Source organism: Alsobacter sp. KACC 23698, assembly GCF_045348435.1.
Classification (GTDB): Bacteria; Pseudomonadota; Alphaproteobacteria; order Rhizobiales; family Beijerinckiaceae; genus Alsobacter.
The window spans coordinates 2,715,502-2,731,946 of sequence record NZ_CP157484.1 but is presented as its reverse complement, the minus strand read 5'-3'; the positions used below and the strand labels follow the sequence as shown (position 1 = coordinate 2,731,946).

16 protein-coding genes are annotated in these 16,445 nt (G+C 71.4%); 6 read left to right on the top strand and 10 right to left on the bottom strand.

Features of this window, described 5'->3' with window-relative positions; all coding sequences use genetic code 11:
- Positions 1–128 precede the first annotated feature (128 nt).
- The 3 genes from zwf to ABEG18_RS12650 are packed head-to-tail and all read left to right on the top strand — an operon-like array spanning position 129 to position 3,216.
- Entirely contained in the window at positions 129–1,688 is a 1,560-nt protein-coding gene (zwf, locus tag ABEG18_RS12660) for a glucose-6-phosphate dehydrogenase (protein ID WP_406858413.1), read from the top strand.
- Positions 1,688–2,248 (top strand): GNAT family N-acetyltransferase, encoded by a 561-nt coding sequence (locus ABEG18_RS12655; RefSeq protein ID WP_406858412.1) that lies wholly within the window; start codon positions 1,688–1,690, stop codon positions 2,246–2,248. The genes zwf and ABEG18_RS12655 overlap by 1 nt, the downstream gene beginning before the upstream one ends.
- Complete coding sequence (locus ABEG18_RS12650; RefSeq protein WP_406858411.1) at positions 2,242–3,216, top strand: magnesium transporter CorA family protein; 975 nt, start codon at positions 2,242–2,244, stop codon at positions 3,214–3,216. The genes ABEG18_RS12655 and ABEG18_RS12650 overlap by 7 nt, the downstream gene beginning before the upstream one ends.
- On the opposite strand, the gene cls is transcribed toward ABEG18_RS12650, so the two are convergent.
- Entirely contained in the window at positions 3,217–4,665 is a 1,449-nt protein-coding gene (gene cls, locus ABEG18_RS12645; RefSeq protein WP_406858410.1) for a cardiolipin synthase, read from the bottom strand. It lies immediately after the preceding gene.
- Positions 4,666–4,847: 182 nt separating this feature from the next.
- Here cls and ABEG18_RS12640 point away from each other — a divergent pair, with 182 nt between their 5' ends.
- Entirely contained in the window at positions 4,848–5,429 is a 582-nt protein-coding gene (locus tag ABEG18_RS12640) for an ATP-dependent Clp protease proteolytic subunit (protein ID WP_406858409.1), read from the top strand.
- A 9-nt stretch (positions 5,430–5,438) separates the two neighbouring features.
- Here the strand turns inward: ABEG18_RS12640 and ABEG18_RS12635 are convergent, their stop codons facing one another.
- From ABEG18_RS12635 to ABEG18_RS12600, 8 genes are read right to left on the bottom strand one after another with little or no spacing between them, the layout of a single operon-like run.
- A complete protein-coding gene (locus ABEG18_RS12635) occupies positions 5,439–6,044 on the bottom strand; it encodes a c-type cytochrome (protein ID WP_406858408.1) in 606 nt (201 codons plus the stop codon).
- The gene (locus tag ABEG18_RS12630) at positions 6,025–6,984 is read right to left on the bottom strand and encodes a cytochrome c oxidase assembly protein (RefSeq protein ID WP_406858407.1); all 960 of its coding nucleotides are present in this window, start codon (positions 6,982–6,984) and stop codon (positions 6,025–6,027) included. Before ABEG18_RS12630 ends, ABEG18_RS12635 begins: the two co-directional genes overlap by 20 nt.
- The gene (locus ABEG18_RS12625) at positions 6,981–7,379 is read right to left on the bottom strand and encodes a hypothetical protein (RefSeq protein ID WP_406858406.1); all 399 of its coding nucleotides are present in this window, start codon (positions 7,377–7,379) and stop codon (positions 6,981–6,983) included. The genes ABEG18_RS12630 and ABEG18_RS12625 overlap by 4 nt, the downstream gene beginning before the upstream one ends.
- Positions 7,373–7,972, bottom strand: coding sequence for a heme-copper oxidase subunit III (locus tag ABEG18_RS12620; protein WP_406858405.1), 600 nt, complete (start codon positions 7,970–7,972; stop codon positions 7,373–7,375). The genes ABEG18_RS12625 and ABEG18_RS12620 overlap by 7 nt, the downstream gene beginning before the upstream one ends.
- A 43-nt stretch (positions 7,973–8,015) precedes the next feature.
- On the bottom strand, positions 8,016–9,977 hold the full coding sequence (ctaD, locus tag ABEG18_RS12615) for a cytochrome c oxidase subunit I (protein ID WP_406858404.1): 1,962 nt from the start codon (positions 9,975–9,977) through the stop codon (positions 8,016–8,018).
- Entirely contained in the window at positions 9,974–10,990 is a 1,017-nt protein-coding gene (coxB, locus tag ABEG18_RS12610) for a cytochrome c oxidase subunit II (RefSeq protein ID WP_406858403.1), read from the bottom strand. The genes ctaD and coxB overlap by 4 nt, the downstream gene beginning before the upstream one ends.
- A complete protein-coding gene (locus tag ABEG18_RS12605) occupies positions 10,987–11,577 on the bottom strand; it encodes a c-type cytochrome (protein ID WP_406858402.1) in 591 nt (196 codons plus the stop codon). The genes coxB and ABEG18_RS12605 overlap by 4 nt, the downstream gene beginning before the upstream one ends.
- Entirely contained in the window at positions 11,558–13,381 is a 1,824-nt protein-coding gene (locus ABEG18_RS12600; RefSeq protein WP_406858401.1) for a methanol/ethanol family PQQ-dependent dehydrogenase, read from the bottom strand. Before ABEG18_RS12600 ends, ABEG18_RS12605 begins: the two co-directional genes overlap by 20 nt.
- A 365-nt stretch (positions 13,382–13,746) precedes the next feature.
- Here ABEG18_RS12600 and ABEG18_RS12595 point away from each other — a divergent pair, with 365 nt between their 5' ends.
- Together ABEG18_RS12595 and ABEG18_RS12590 are read left to right on the top strand one after the other, a co-directional pair.
- On the top strand, positions 13,747–14,484 hold the full coding sequence (locus tag ABEG18_RS12595; protein WP_406858400.1) for a hypothetical protein: 738 nt from the start codon (positions 13,747–13,749) through the stop codon (positions 14,482–14,484).
- A 98-nt stretch (positions 14,485–14,582) separates the two neighbouring features.
- Entirely contained in the window at positions 14,583–15,404 is an 822-nt protein-coding gene (locus ABEG18_RS12590) for a universal stress protein (protein WP_406858399.1), read from the top strand.
- On the opposite strand, the gene ABEG18_RS12585 is transcribed toward ABEG18_RS12590, so the two are convergent.
- Positions 15,401–15,880, bottom strand: coding sequence for a VOC family protein (locus tag ABEG18_RS12585; protein ID WP_406858398.1), 480 nt, complete (start codon positions 15,878–15,880; stop codon positions 15,401–15,403). The genes ABEG18_RS12590 and ABEG18_RS12585 overlap by 4 nt on opposite strands.
- Positions 15,881–16,445: the final 565 nt, after the last annotated feature.

Sequence of the window (16,445 nt, the reverse complement as noted above, 5' to 3'; positions counted from 1 at the left end):
CGTCACGTGGTTGCAACACTTTTGGGTGCAGCGGCCCGGGAGCGGCGAGGCCCCGGCCCGGCGCGAGCCGGCCGGCGCGGCGGCCGCCTCAGACCTGCGCTCGGACGCGCCGCATCAGGAGGCAAGCCATGAACGATCCGGGCGCACTGGAGACCGCATCCGAACGCCGCGCCGTGGCTCATCCGGCCGGCCCGTGCACGCTGGTGATCTTCGGCGCGACCGGCGACCTCACGCATCGCCTGCTCACCCCGGCGCTCTACAACCTGTCGCGCTGGGGCCTCCTGCCGGAGGACTTCGCCGTCATCGGCGTGGGCCGGACCGAGCAGGAGGAGGGCGCCCTGAAGGCCGACCTCACCGCCGCCCTGAAGCGCTTCACGGCCTCGCGGCCCGGCCAGGACGCCGGCTCGGCGGTCGACGGCCCGGCCTGGGAGCGGGTGGTGGCCGGGATGGAGTATCTCGCCGGCGACCTCGAAGACGCCACGACCTTCCAGCGCCTGGGCGAGCGGATCGCCGCCAGCCGGGGCGGGCGGGGGGCTCGGGGCGGGGTGCTCTACTACCTGGCGGTGGCGCCGGCCCTGTTCGGACCGGTGATCCGGCGCCTGGGAGAGGCCGGCCTCGCCCGGCAGGACGGCGAGGCCTGGCGCCGCGTCATCATCGAGAAGCCGTTCGGCCACGATCTGGCCAGCGCCAAGGCGCTCAACGCCGAGATCCGCACCGTGCTGGACGAGGACCAGATCTACCGCATCGATCATTTCCTCGGAAAAGAGACGGTGCAAAACATCATGGCGTTCCGCTTCGGCAACGGCTTCTTCGAGCCGATCTGGAACCGCGACCATGTCGACCACGTCCAGATCACCGTCGCCGAGACCGTCGGGGTGGAGAAGCGGGGCCGCTTCTACGAGACCACCGGCGCGCTGCGCGACATGGTGCCGAACCACCTCTTCCAGCTCTTCACCCTGACCGCGATGGAGCCGCCGGCCTCGTTCGAGGCCGATGCGGTGCGAAGCCGCAAGCAGGACGTGCTGACCGCGACCCAGACCCTGTCGCCCGAGGACGCGGCGACGCGCGTCGTCCGCGGCCAGTACGGCGCCGGGACCGTGAAGGGCGACGCGCGCCGGGCCTACCGCCAGGAGCCGGACGTCTCGCCCCAGAGCGAGGCGGAGACCTACGTGGCCATGAAGCTGATGATCGACAACTGGCGCTGGGCCGGCGTTCCGTTCTACCTGCGGACCGGCAAGTCGCTCACCGTGCGCGACACCGAGATCGCCATCCAGTTCAAGCACGCGCCGCTGGCGCTGTTTCGCGGCACGGGCGTGGAGCGTTGCCCCGGCAACTGGCTGATCATCCAGATCCAGCCGGACGAGGGCATCTCGCTGCAGTTCGGGGCCAAGCGGCCCGGCCCGGAGGTGACGCTGGAGCGCGTCCAGATGAGCTTCTCCTACGCCGACCATTTCCAGCTGCAGCCCAGCACCGGCTACGAGACGCTGATCTACGACGCCATGATCGGGGACCAGACGCTCTACCAGCGCGCCGACAACATCGAGGCGGGCTGGCGCGTCGTGCAGCCCATCCTGGACGCCTGGAAGGCGGGCGGCGTTCCCCTCGCGTCCTACCCGGCCGGAAGCGCCGGGCCGGCGGAGGCCGACGACCTGCTGGCCCGCGACGGGCGGCGCTGGCGGGCCCTGTGATGCGCGACTCGACGGCGCTGGAGACGCCGCGGCTTAGCCTCGCGCCCCTGGAGGGGGCCGATGCGGGCGGGCTGTTCGTCGCCTTCTCGGACGAGGAGGCCATGCGCTTTTGGGACAGCCCGGCGCATCGCTATCCAGACGAGACCCGCGACGTCGTCGAGGCGCTGCGCCGGTCGGCCCATGGCGCCTGGACGCTGCGGCTGAGAGCCCGGCCCGAGCCGGCCGGGCTCGTCTACCTGCTCGACGCCCCGACCGGGGAGCCCGGCCTCGGCTACATCCTGCGGCGGGATCTGTGGGGCCGCGGGCTCGCCACGGAGGCCTGCCGCGCGGCACTGGGTGTCGGCTTCGACGTCCTGGGGCTCGGTTCCATCGAGACCTGGGTCGACGCCCGCAACGCCGCCTCGATCGGGGTCGCGCGGCGCCTCGGCTTCGTCGAGACGCGGCGCTTCGCCGACCGGTTCCCCCACGAGAAAGCGGCGCACGAGACCATCGTGTCGCGCGTTGAGGCGGAGCGCTTCCGCGCGGCGGCCCCCAGCCTGAGGCGGGCCGCCCTGTGCTGACGCTCTACCGCGACGAAGACGGAGCCGTGCGCGCCAGCACCGGCCTGGACCTGCCGCCCGGCGTGATCTGGATCGACCTGCTCGATCCCACCGACGAGGAGCGCGCCTTCGTGGAGAGCCGCGCCCGCCTTCGGACGCCCTCCCGCGCCCAGTTGAGCGAGATCGAGGCGTCGAGCCGGCTCATCGTCGAGGGCGACGTGCTCTATCTCAGCACCCCGGTGGTGGGGCGCGGCTCCGACGACGAGCACCATGTCTCGCCGGCCGGCTTCGTGCTGTCGCCGAGGCTGCTGCTGACGATCCGCTACGACGAGCTCGCCGCCTTCGACGCCGTGACCGAGCAGATCCGCAAGGACGAGACCCTGGCCAGCGGCGTCGGCGTGTTCGTGGCGCTGCTGGAGGCCATCGTCGACCGGGGCGCGGACGTGCTGGAGCATCTCGGAGCGCAACTGGAGAAGACCTCGCGGTCGGTGTTTCGCGGCGATCCCTCCAACCCCCGCCACGCGGTCCGCTCCACCAAGCGCCTGCGGGTGACGCTCAGCCATCTCGGCGCGATCGGCGAGCGAGTGTCGCAGGCGCGCGACGTCCTGCTCGGCGTCGGCCGCATCGCCTCCTTCGCCAGCGACGTCGGAAACGCCTGGATCGGGCCCGAGATCCGGGTCCGGCTCGGCGCCGTGACCAAGGACATCGCCTCGCTGAACGACTATGAGGGCCACCTCGCCAACAAGGTGCAGTTCCTGCTCGACGCCGTGCTGGGCTTCATCACCATCGAGCAGAACGACGTCTTCAAGGTGCTGACGATCGCGTCGGTGGCGGGCATTCCGCCGACGGTCTTCGCCGGGATCTGGGGCATGAACTTCAAGGCCATGCCGGAGCTGGACTGGCGCTACGGCTACCCGCTCGCCGTCCTGGCGATCGTGCTCAGCGCGGTCCTGCCGCTCGTCTGGTTCAAGGTCCGGGGCTGGTTCTGATCACTGCAGGGCGGCGGTGAGCCTGGCGATGTTCTCCACCAGGCGCTTGCGGACGGGGCGGCGACGCCACTCCTCCAGGGTGACGCGGCTGGCGTTGGCGACGTAGCCGCCGATCACCTCCCGCAGCCGGTCCACGAAGGCGCGGTCATAGACCACGAGCGTGACCTCCATGTTCAGGGTGAAGGAACGGATGTCGAGGTTGCTGCTGCCGATAGTGGCGATTTCGTCGTCCACCACGACCGACTTGGCGTGCAGCAGCACGGGCGCCCGGTACAGCCGGATCTCGACGCCGTCGCGCAGGAGCTCCTCATAGAAGGAGCGCTGGGCGGCCACCACCACGGCCTGGTCGACCGCTTCGGAGTTGACCAGCGTCACGGCCACGCCCCGGCGGGCGGCGCTCGTGATGGCCAGCATCAGGGCCTCGTCCGGCACGAAATAGGGCGTCACGATCGTCAGGCTGCGCCGGGCGGCGTGGGCCAGCGCGGTGAAGAGGCGAAGATTGTTCTCGTCGTCGAAGCCTGAGCCGCTGGGCAGCACCTGGGCCACGGCCCCGGGCGCGGCCGCGGTCCCGGGAGACGCCGCCGCGGCGATCTCGCCAGGCTTGCCTTCGCTCTCCGACAGCCAGTCCACCGTGAAGACCGCGTCCAGCTCGAGCACGGCCGGCCCCTCGATGCGCACGCACAGCTCCTCATAGGTGAGGCCGTCCGCGCGGTGGTATCCCCGTTCGATGAGGTTCATGGAGCCCGTGAAGGCCACCGCGGCGTCGATCACCAGAAGCTTGCGGTGGTTGCGCAGGTCGAAGCGAAGCCACTCCCGGACGCCGAGGATCGGCAGCATGGCGCGCCACTCGACGCCGGCGCGCGTCAGCCGCTCCCGCATCTCCCGCTTGCGCGGAAATTTGCGCGAGCCGATCTGGTCGAAGAGCAGCCGCACCCTGACGCCCCGGCCCACGGCCCGCTCCAGCGCGGCGAACAGGGGCTCGGTGGTTTCGTCGAGGGCGACGATGTAGAACTCCACATGGACATAGCGGGTCGCGGCGTCGATCGCCTCGACCATGCGGGCCACGATCCCGTCATAGCCCCACAGCAGGTCGAGCCTGTTGCCGCCGGTCGCCGGCATGCCGCCCAGGCTCCGGGCCAGCTCCACATGCCGCCGGTCCCGCGCTGGCACCTCCGGATCGAACAGCGCCAGCCGCTCGGGCGGCAGGGCGGCGAGCGAAGCCGCGATCGCCTCGCCCATCCGGGCCTGCAGCTCGCGCCGTCGCCGGGGCAGGCGCGGGTCGCCGATCATCAGGAAGAGGGCCAGCCCGAGGAAGGGCGCGCCGGTGATGAGCAGCAGCCACGCCGTCGCCGAGGACGGCTTGCGGTCGCCCGGCACGACCACGAGGGCCGCGATCACGATCACGACATGCGCCAGCGCCGCCGCCACGCCCAGCCAGGATCCGCCCATCGCCGCCTCGTCAGGACGCATCCCCAAACGGCGCCCCCCTGAAGGGAAGCACGGCGGCCGCGAAACGCCAAGAATTCGGGCTGGCCGCGTCGGCGGGACGCCGCCCGGCGCGTTTGGCCGCACAGCGAGCGGTTGACGCGCGGGCCGGCCGGAGCGAGCCTGAGCGCAGGCGGGAGGGTTTCATGCACCCCACAATTTCAAGGGTCTGGCGGGCCGGCCTGGCCGCGCTCTGCGGCGCGGCCGGCGTCCTGTGCGCCTGGGCGCCGGCGTCGGCGGCGACGTTCAGCGTGCTCGAGCCGGGCCGGCGCGGCCCGCTGGCCGTCGTCATCCAGGGCAAGATCGACACCGGCGACAGCCTGCGCTTCGCCGAGCTGCTGATCCGGCTCGACGAGTCCCGTCGGCGGGTCGGCCTCGTGGCGCTGGATTCTCCGGGCGGGTTCCTGGGCGAGAGCCTCGCGATCGCCGAGACGGTGCGCCGGCGCGGGCTGCCCACCTATGTGGTCGACACCTGCGCCAGCGGCTGCTTCATGATCTTCGCGGCCGGGTCGCGCCGGCTGGCCTCGCGCACGGCCCGCATCGGAGTGCACACCGCCTTCACAAGCCGCGGCTCGAGCGACAAAGGCACGGCCATCATGGCGTCCTACGCGGTCAAATATGGCGTGCCGGTCGGAGTCGTGGCCAAGATGATGGGCACCGCGGCGCCGGAGATCGCCTGGCTGAACCGCAGCGACATCAAGGCCATGCATGTGACGGCGACGCGGTGAGGGCGCCCGTCAGCGGCTGAGCAGATAGGCGGCGATCTCGCGGGCCTCGGCCTCCGACACGCCCGTGTTGGGCATCGCGCTGCGGGGCGAGACGCCGCGGGGATCGTAGATCCAGCGTACCAGGTTCTCCGGCGTGTTGGGCAGCACGCCCGCCAGATAGACGCGCGAGCCCACGTCGTCGAGCGGCGGGCCGACCCGCCCGTTCGCCTGCGGGACGGGGCGCAGCAGGTGGCAGCCGCCGCAGCCATAGCGGCGGAAGAGCTCGGGCCCGCGGGCCGGGTCCGCTCCCGCCAGGGCGATGGCCTGCTCGCGCTTTCGCCAGGCCGCGTCGGTCCAGAACCATCCGGCTGCGGCGATCGCCGCCAGAACGAGCCCGGCGACGAGCAGCCCGACGCGGCCCCCGGCGGCGGCGGACGTCGCCTCGACGATGTCGGCGGGGTCGTGCAGCCCGGCCTCCGCTTCGGCCTGCACCTGGGCCTGCGCCTCCATCTCCGGGTCCGCGGCCCGGCGCCGGTTGCGCGGGGCGATCACGCGGGCGACAGCGGCGACGGCGGCCGTGACGCCGGCCGCCGCGCCCGTCAGCAGCATGGCGGTTTCACCGCGCGAGCGGGACATGGCGTCCTCCCTGGCCGATCGGGGATGCGGCGGTCGTGGCCCGGCCGCCGGAGGCGCCGACCCACAGGCCCAGCGCCAGCAGCGCCGCGCCGGCGTAGACGAGGCCCGCCGGGGCCCACATCACCAGCCCGGCGATCTGCTGGTCCTCCAGCGGGCTGAGGCCGAACGGGTTGGCGGATCCCTCCTGGGACGGGTACCAGGGCGAGGGCGCCAGAGTCAGGAGCACGCCGAGGAAGCCGGTGTGGAGGCTGGTCACGAACAGCCAGAACACGGCAGGGCCGTAGTCCGGCCGTCCCAGCCGCTCCTTCGCCAGGCTCCACCAGAACAGCACCGCCGTGCCGAAGAAGCTCGCATGCTGGAGCGCGTGCCAGACCGGGCTCCCCAGCGCCATCGTGAACAGGGACGGCATGTGCCACAGCCACAGGGCGGCCCCGTGCAGGACGGTGGCGGCCAGCGGATCGGTCAGGAACGCCCAGGCCGCCGCCAGGGGACCGGCCGTCGCCACGCCGCCGAGGGCGCGGCGGGACGCAAGCGGGAACGCCCACAGCATGCCCAGCAGCGGCCGCGACAGCGCCAGCAGCGGCGCGGCGACCGTCATCAGGACCTCGTGCTCGATCATGTGGAGGGAGAAGGCACGGTCCGCCCATCCGGCCAGCGGCGACGCCAGGGCGGCGGCCAGCGCGGTCCAGCCCGCGGCGAAGCAGCCGGCCCGCCAGACCGCGACGCCGCGCCCGACGCCGGCCCGCCGCCAGAGCCGGGCGAGGCCGGCCGCATAGAGCACGCCCGCCACGGCGACCAGGACCGTGGCCCAGCCGTCCTCGAACCACCCCGGCGCCGCGTGGGCGTGGCCCGCATGGGCCAGGGCCGGGGAGGCCGCCATCGTCCAGGCCGCCGCGGCCGCCATGGCGATCGCCTTCGGGCGCCCCGGCCGCGGCGTCATCTCTCGCACCCGATGAAGACGAGCCCGGCCGCGCCCTGGGTCAGGATGACGAGGGCGAAGAGGAGGCCAGAGCCGACCCCGATCCCGGCCAGGAGCAGGCCCGGCTTGCCGTCGCCGCGCTCGCGGTAGCGGGCCAGGCCGCCGGCCCGGCTCCAGACGACCGCCGAGGCGACCGCCCCGGCGAGCGAGACCAGCGCCAGCGCGAGGGAGACATAGACGGGCCAGGGCCGTCCAGCGGCGCAGGCGAAGGGCGTGAGGATGAGGTTGGCCTGCGTGTTCACGGCCCAGGCGCCGGGGCCGAGCGCCAGGCCCATCCAGCCGAACCGGGGGTGGCGCGGGCCCAGCTGGCCCTGCGACAGGGCGTCGTCGGACAGCGTGGGGCGGGGCTTCACCATCTCGGGATCCCGTAGACGACGAGGAAGATCGGCAGCCAGGCCCCCACCACGAAGTACCAGTAGAAGGCGTTGTCGCTGACGTCGCTGAAGCGCTTGCCCTGGCCGTGGCGGGTGAACATCAGGGCCGTGAGCACCAGCGTGTCGCCGACGTCGGTGATCAGGTGGGTGGCGTGCAGGCCCAGCATCAGCCAGGTCAGCGACCCGTAGGCGTTCTGGTCCCAGCGCACATGCAAGACGCCGAACTCCCAGAGGCGGACCCCGATGGCGGCGAGGCCCATCACGGACATGATGACGGAGAGCCGGCGCACCGCGGCGAGGTTCTCCTCATGGGCCGCCTTGTCGACCAGGCGGTTCGGCCAGAGGCTCGCCAGCAGGAGCAGAGTCAGGATCACGCCCGGCCAGGGGTTGGGCGGATCGGCGCTGAGCGGCCACTGCGGATTGAGGTGGTGGAGATAGAGATAGCTCCCGACCGCCAGGGCGAAGCCCATGCCCTCGATGGCGACGAAGCCGAGCGTGCCCCACCAGATCGGGCTGCGGGAGCCGAACGCGTAGGTGGGCAGGCCGGACAGATCCGCGACCGCGCGCATCTTCATGACGGCCTCCCCGGAATGGGGCCTGCGGGACGGACCGTCGTCATCAGAGGTCCTCCTTGGGCGATTTCGGCCAGAACCAGCCGAGCAGCGCGGCCCCGACCAGGGCGCTGCCCCAGATCACCGCATAGGGCGAGAAGATGGAGGCGATGAACGCGATGGCGACCGCGACGGCCGAGATCAGCGGCCAGATCGAGGGGCCGACCATGGTCTCGCGCAGGTCCGGCCGGGCCTCGGTCAGCGTCGTGACCAGGACCTCGCGCTGGTTCACCGCAAGGCCATGCGCGACCGGCAGGCCGTCGGGCTCGGCCCAGAGCGGCTCGCGGTGGGTGACGATGGGAAAGCGCGCGAAGTTGTAGACGGGAGGCGGGGAGGGCGTGGCCCATTCCAGCGTGCCCGCTCCCCAGGGGTCGGGCCCGGCCCGGGCCCCGGAGCGCAGGCTCGCGACGACGTTGACGGCCAGCAGGACGAAGCTCGCGGCCAGCACCAGAGAGCCCGCCGTGGCGACGAGGTTCAGCGGCCCCCAGCCGAGGTCGGCCTGGTAGGTGTAGACGCGCCGGGGCATGCCCATCAGCCCCAGGATATGCATGACGAAGAACGTCAGGTTGAAGCCGACGAAGGCGAGCCAGAAATTCCAGCGCCCCATCCGCTCGCTCAGCATCCGGCCGGTGATCTTGGGGAACCAGTAGTAGACCGCCCCGATCAATGGAAAGACCGCGCCGCCGATCAGCACGTAGTGGAAGTGGGCCACGACGAAATAGGTGTCGTGGACCTGCAGGTCGATCGGCACGGAGGCCACCATCACGCCGGTCATGCCGCCGAGCACGAAGATGAACAGGAAGCCGAGCACGAACAGCATCGGGGTCGCCAGGACCGGGCGGCTGCCCCAGAGCGTCGCGATCCAGCAGAAGATCTGAACGCCGCTCGGCACCGCGATCAGCATGCTGGACGCGGTGAAGAAGCTCGCGCCCAGTTGCGGCAGGTCCGTCGCGAACATGTGGTGCACCCACAGCCCGAAGGACAGGAAGCCGGTCGCCGCCAGCGCCAGCACCAGCGCCAGGTACCCGAACACAGGGCGGCGCGAGAAGGCGCCGATGATCTGGGACACGAAGCCGGTCCCGGGCAGGAAGATGATGTAGACCTCCGGGTGGCCGAAGAACCAGAACAGATGCTGCCAGAGCAGGCTGTCGCCGCCCTCCGCAGGGTTGAAGAACTGGGTCCCGACCAGCCGGTCCATGATCAGCATGCTGGAGGCCAGCATCACGGCCGGCATGGCGAAGAGGATGACGAAGGACGTCACCAGCATCGCCCAGACGAGCAGGGGGATGCGGTCCAGCGTCATGCCGGGCGCGCGCTGCTTGAAGGTGGTGACGATCACCGAGACGGCCACGGCGAGCGACGACACCTCCGTGAAGGTGATCATCTGGGCCCAGATGTCGGAGCGCTTGCCGGGCGAGAACTCGGGTCCGGAGAGCGGCGTATACGCGAACCAGCCCACGTCCGGGCCGATGTTCAGCATGAACGCGACCCAGATCAGCGCTCCGCCGAAGGCGAAGACGTAGTAGCTGAACAAGGTCAGCCGCGGGAACGCGATGTTGCGGGTGCCCACCATCAGCGGCACCAGATAGACCGCGAAGGCCTGCATCACCGGAACGGCGAACAGGAACATCATGGTCGTGCCGTGCATCGTGAAGAGCTGGTTGTAGAGGTCCGGGCCGATCAGCCGGGACTCCGGCCGCGCCAGCTGCAGCCGCATAGCGACCGCCGCCGCGCCCGCCAGAAACAGGAACAGGAAGGCGGTGGCGATGTAGCGCCGCCCCACCGCCTTGTGGTCGACGTCCGAGAGCCAGGCGAGGAGGCCGCGCCCCGAGCCCCAGGCCGCGCTCAGCCTGTCGTGCAAGTCCGTGGGGCCGAGCCCGGTGTCGCGCAGATCCTTGTCGCGCAGCAGCCTCTCGCGGGCTTTGGCGGGCGCGGCTCCGGGCGGGATGCGGGCTGCGACGTCGGTCATTTAAGGCTCTCGAGATAGGCCGAGATCGAATTCAGCTCGTCCGGATCGAGCTTGACCATCGGCATGTCGACGCCGGGCTTCACCCCATGCGGATCGACGATCCAGGCGGCGAGCGCGCCGCGCGTCGCCGGCAAAGTCCCGGCGCCGATGGTGCGGCGTCCGCCCACATGCGTGAGGTCCGGCCCAGACCTGCCGCCCGCTCCGGCGCCCCGGATGGCGTGGCACATCACGCAGGGGCGCTTCAGGAAGGCGTCATGCCCGGCCTGACGCTCGGGATCGGAGGGCTCCACGGCGGTCCGGCGCTGGGCGTCCCGCCAGCGCTCGAAGTCTTCGACCGGCTCGGCGACGACGAGGAGGCCCATATGGGCGTGCTGGACCCCGCAGAACTCGGCGCACTGGCCGCGATAGACGCCCGGCGCCGCAGCCTTGAACCGCAAATAGTTCTGGCGACCGGGGATCAGGTCGATCTTACCCATCAGGCTGGGGATCCACAGGCTGTGGATCACGTCCGAGGACTCCAGCTTGAGGGTCACCGGCACGTCGACCGGGACATGGATCTCGTTGGCGGTCTCGACGATCCTGGACGGGTCGGCGTCCTCGTAGCGCAGCTCCCACCACCATTGGTGGCCGGTCGCCAGGATGGTCAGGCCTTCCTGGCGCGGTCCGAACAGCACGCGCTGCGTGGCGTAGCTGAACCCCGTCAGGACCAGCACGACCACCGCCGTCGCCACCGTCAGGACGCTGACCCACGCGGTCCGGCGGCGCTCGGCCGCCGCGTCATAGGACTGCGGTTCGGCCGAGGCCGCATCGGCGCGGCCGCGCCGGATGGCGAGCAGGCTGGCGACGACGACGGCCAGCCAGATGGCGCCGAGCAGGGCGACGAAGCCCCCGATCAGCGACGCGATGGAGGAGGCTTCCGGCGAGTGCGGGTCGAGGGCGGCGGGCCAGCGCTCGCAGCCGCCAAGCGCTAGCAGAAGCGGCGCAGGCAGGACCAGCGCCCGGCGGGCCGTCATTTCAGGGGACCCGGCTGGGCCGTCGCGCCGTTGCCGGGCGGGCTCGGCGGCGTGCGGCTCTCGGAGGGACGCGCATGCATGTCGTCGTTGCGCTGCGGCGCGGAATCGGAGCTGGTTCCGCCGCTCATCGACTTCACATAGGCGGCGATCTGCCAGATCTGGTCGTCCGGGATCTTGCCGCGGAAGGAGGGCATGCCGTTGGGCCGGCCCTCGCGGATGGTCTGGACGATGTTTTCGATGGAGCCGCCATAGATCCAGCGGTCGTCCATCAGGGGCGGGCCGGAGTCGCCGCCGCCATTGGCGTGGCAGCCATTGCAGTTGAACCAGGCGTAGTACTTCTTGCCCTGGCTCTGGTGGTAGGCGTTGGCCTCATAGGTCCGGCCCTTGCCGCTGACCTTGATCTCGGGGGGCGAGGGCCCGGCCGAGTTGGTGGTGAGCGCGATGGCCTCGCGGCTCTCGTCGGCGACCGGGAAGGGCCGATACTCGCGCTCCTCGCGCTGGCATCCGGCGACCGCGAGGCTCATGGCGACCAGCAGGGCGCCGCCTGCGACGGCGTGGACGCTGACGTCAGGGGAGGCGGAAGACATAGAGCGTCCCTCCCGGCGTGGTGACGTTCTTCAGATCCCGGACCGCGTTGACGAACCCCTTGGCGGCCGTGCCGTCGCGCGGGTCGAGGTCGCCGGAGACGATCGCGCCGGCCCAGCCGCCCACGCCCGACAGGATGGCGACGTACTGGCGCCCGTCCGGGCCCTTGTAGGTGGTGGGCTGGCCGATGATCCCGGAGGCGGTCTTGAACTTCCACACGATCTCTCCCGTGCGGGCGTTCACCGCCTTGAACCAGCCTTCCATGTCTCCGTAGAAGACGAGGTCTCCGGCCGTGGCCAGCGCCCCGCTCCAGACCGGAAAGCGCTCGGTGATGACCCAGGCGGGCTTGCCCTCCAGGATGTTCCAGGCCTTGAACTCGCCCATATGGCCGCCGGGCCCGGGCTTCATCCGCACCTCGGCGCCGACATAGGGGGTGCCGGCGATGTAGCTCGTCTCGACGGACTCCCAGTCCATGCAGACATTGTTGTGAGGAATGTAGAGCAGGCCCGTGACGGGCGAGAAGGCGGAGGGGTTCCAGTCCTTCGAGCCGGGGGCGGTGGGGCAGACGTCGCGCACCACCTTGCCGACCTGGGGCTGCTTGTCGCTCACATAGGCGAGGCGGCCGGTCTTGAGATCGACGCCGGAGGTGGCGTTGATGGCGGCGTAGGCCTCCGCCGACAGCACCTCGCCGGTGGCGCGGTCGATCACATAGAGGTGGCCGTTGCGCTCGGGGCGCACCAGCGTCTTGCGGATCTCGCCCTTCCAGGGAATGTCGAGCAGAATGCTCTCATTGATGCCGTCCCAGTCGAACAGGTCGTGGGGCGTCATCTGATAGGCCCAGCGGGCCTGGCCGGTGTCGGGGTTCCGGGCGAAGATGGCGTTGGTCCATTTGTTGTCGCCGGGACGTTGGTCGGAGTTCCAGGGACCGGGATTGCCGGTGCCGTGATAGAGGAGGTTCAGGTCCGGGTCGTAGGCGATCCAGCCCCAGACCGTGCCTCCGCCCTGGCGCCAGGCGTCCGGCGGCCAGGTGGACACGCCGAGGTCCTTGGCGCGGTCGGCCTCGTAGAAGGGCTTGAAGTCGGACCCGATCAGCACCTCGTTGTCCGGGCCGGTGTTGTAGGCCTTCCAGACCGGCTTGCCGCTGCCCGCGTCGAGCGCCTGGATCCAGCCGCGCACGCCGTATTCGCCGCCGGAATCGCCGACGAACACCTTCCCCTTCGCCACGAAGGGGGCCATCGTCACCGTCTCGCCGACATTGATGTCGGCCACCTTGGTCTTCCAGGCCTCCTTGCCGGTGGCGGCGTCCACCGCCACGACGTCGCCGTCCAGCGTCGACATGTAGACCTTGCCGTCGACCACGGTGGGGCCGCGATTGACCACGTCGCAGCAGGCCACGCCCTGCGCTGCGGCCTCGGGCTTGGGGTCGTAGCGCCATTTCAACGGCGCGCCGGGCTTGGTCAGATCGAGCGCATAGAGCACGTTGGGATAGGGCGAGACGATGTACATCGTGTCGCCGGCCACGATGGGCGGGGCCTCCTGGCCCTTGTTGACGCCCAGCGAGAAGGTGAAGTCCACCTTGAGCTGGCCGACATTGGCCGGCGTGATCTCGTTGAGTTCGCTGAAGCGGGTGTTGGCGAAGTTCTTCGCCGGCATGGTCCACTGGCCGTCGTCGGCCGGGGCGGCGGCCCTCGGGACGGAGATCGTCGCTGGGGACTGGGCCAGGGCGGGCGAGGCCGGGGCGCCCCACAGGACCGAGGCGGCGACGGCGCCTTTTGCGAGCTTCACGGTGAGCCGGCGAAAGGTCATGTCTTCCTAAACCTCATGGCGTCGGGAAAACCGGAGAACCCAAGTTCCCGTTCCATCGCCCGCTTCGCCCGAGCTTTTGCGGTTCGCCAGCGCACTCACGACGCAGGGTCCGGCTGTCGGCTGTCGGGTCGGCGGGCGTGGCGATTCGCCGGGCCGGCGGCTCGCCGGCCAGGATGCGCGTGAGGCTAGGACACACCTGCGTACACAAGTTTGACGCGAAAAAGCCATTCGCGCAGACTTGATGAGGGGGCGTACAGGGGCCGGATGGGCCCTCGATTGTGTTTGGAAGGGATTACTCCATGAAATCGGTTCGTCGATTTCTTGTATCGGCGGCGCTCGCGCGGTTGGCGCGCAAGGAGCGCGGCGTGTCGGAACGGTCGGTGACCGGCTACCTCCCGACGCAGACCGAGCGGCAGCAGGCGGTCGAGATCAGCCAGCAGGCCAGCACGCTGGTGCTGATCACCCGTGAGGGCCAGGATGCGCCCGAGGAAGAGCGCTTCGACGTGCCGCGCCGCCACGCGGAGGCGCTGCTGGACGCCTGCGCGGCCCGGATCGGCTTCGAGCGCACGCGCCTCGACGCGGCGGGGCGGATGGTGCAGCTCACCAAGATCCTCAGCTCCCAGCCGGTCGACGTGGTGGATGTGGAGTTCGCCGAGGGCGAGGACGCGGCGCGCTTCTGGCCGCCGGCCTGGTTCGGGCCAGAGGTGACGGACGACGCCGCCTGGACGGACCGGGCCATCGCCATGGAGGGCCAGCCCAACAAGCCGGCCCCGCAGGCCAATGACGCGGCGCTGAACGCCATCCTGGACGACCTGGAGGGCATCGGCCCGCTGCAGCGCTTCGGCGGCGGCCGCGAGCCGATGGAGCGACGCCCGGCCCAGCCCGAGCGGACGCAGCCGGAGCGCGGCCAAGCCGCCGAGCGGGCGCAAGCCGCCGAGCGAGCCCAGGCCGCCGAGCGGGCGCAAGCCGCCGAGCGGGCGCAGGCGCAGCAGGCCGCCGAGCGTCCGGCCGAGCCGCCGCCGCGCGAACGCGGCGCGGGCCGCGATCCGCGGGCCGGCAACGTGGTGGCCGCGCCCTTCGTGTCGCGCGCCGCGGAGGCCTGACGCCTCGCGGGTTTGATCGCCCGCAATGCGCGGCGCCGCGGATGGCGCCAGCATCGCCCTGACAGGCCAGCGCTCGGCGGCCTGAACGGGAGGCTGTCATGCCGATGAAGGACATACTGATCGAGCTCGGGGGCGGGCGGGGCGGCGACGCGACGCTGAATTACGGCCTGTCCCTGGCGACGCTCCTGGACGCGCACGCCACCGGGGTCGCCCCCGTCGGCGAGGTGGACGACGCCTATGTGTTCGCCGAGGCCGCCGGCGTTTTGGTGCAACGCCTCTCGGTGGAGATGCACGCCGCCGCCGACGCGCTGTGCGAGCGTTTCCTGGGCGCCGCGGCCACCCGCGGCGTCGTCGCCGAGGCCCTGAAGACGACGATCTCCAGCGCCGCCGGCGACCGGCAGGCGGCCGAGCTCGCCCGCCATTTCGACCTGACGGTGGTGAGTCAGCCCGACGCGCAGAAGTCCACGGCCGAGCCCTCCATCCTGCAGGCGGCGCTGTTCGGCTCGGGCCGGCCGATCCTGGTCACGCCCTATATCCAGCGCGACCCCGCCAGCCTGGAGCACGCGCTCGTGGCCTGGGACGGCAGCCGCGAAGCGACGCTGGCGCTGGCCGGCGCCCTGCCGCTGCTGCGGCGGGCCAAGCGCGTGGAGGTGACGACCATCAACGCCGAGGGCCTGGCGGACCTGCCGGGCTTCAACATCACGCGGCATCTGGCCCGCCACGGCGTGAGGGCCGAGCTGCGGCGCATCACCAGCGACCTCGACATCGGCAACGCGCTCCTGTCGCACGCCGCCGACGTGGGGGCGGATCTGCTGGTCATGGGCGGCTACGCCCATTCGCGCTTCCGCGAGGTCGTGCTGGGCGGCACGACCCGGACGGTGCTGGAATCGGCCACCCTGCCGGTGCTGATGGCGCATTAGGCGCCGGCGGCGGCCCTCTCCAGCGCGGCGACGTCCAGCTTGACCATGCCCATCATGGCCTGCATGACGCGCCCGGCCCGCTCGCGGTCCGGGTCCGCCAGCAGGCGGGGCAGGGCGCGCGGCGTCACCTGCCAGGGCACGCCCCAGCGGTCGTTCAGCCAGCCGCATTGGTGCGGCGCGCCGCCGTCCGCCAGCAGCGCGTCCCAGAGGCGGTCGACCTCGGCCTGGTCCTCGCAATCGATCTGGAACGACACCGCGTGGCCGTAGTCGACGCGCTTGCCGCCATTGAGGGCGAGGAAGCGCACGCCGGCCAGCGTGAACTCCACCACCAGCACGCTCCCGGCCTTGCCGGCCGGGCCGTCCACGGCGTTGCGCTGGATCCTGTCGATGCGCGAGTCGGGCAGCAGCGACACATAGGTTTTCACAGCCTCCTCGGCGTCGTCGGCGAACCACAGGCAGGGGGCGATCTTGGACATGGAGGGCTCCTTCGCTCGTCGTCCTCTCCAAGACGTTCGCCGAGCCCCCGTGCCGACACAAGCCGACGCTTTTTGCGCCGCCGCGGCCGGCGCCCTCGCCCCGGACCGGGGAGAGGGCTGGGGCGAAGGGGGCTTGGCTCGACCCCCAGCCGCCTATCCGCCCCGTCATCCCCGGCGGCGCGCAGCGCCGGGAAGGGGATCCAGGAGGGTTGGCACAAGGGCGCCCGTCGCCCAGCCTTTCTGGATCCCCTTCCCGCGCCTTCGGCGCGCCGGGGATGACGGGGTGGGGAAGCGCCGCAGCCGGCCCCCTCGCCCCGGGACGGGGAGAGGGTTGGGGTGACGGGTGGCGGGGCCAGCCTCCGTCATCCCCGGCGGCGCGCAGCGCCGGGAAGGGGATCCAGAGAGGTTTGGAGAGGGGCGCCCTTCGCCCGGCTTTTCTGGATCCCCTTCCCGCGCCTTCGGCGCGCCGGGGATGACGGGGGTGGGGAAGGACCGCAGTCGGCCCCCTCGCCCCGGAACGGGGAGAGGGTTGGGGTGAGGGGCGTCGGGGCTTGGCTGGATTTCG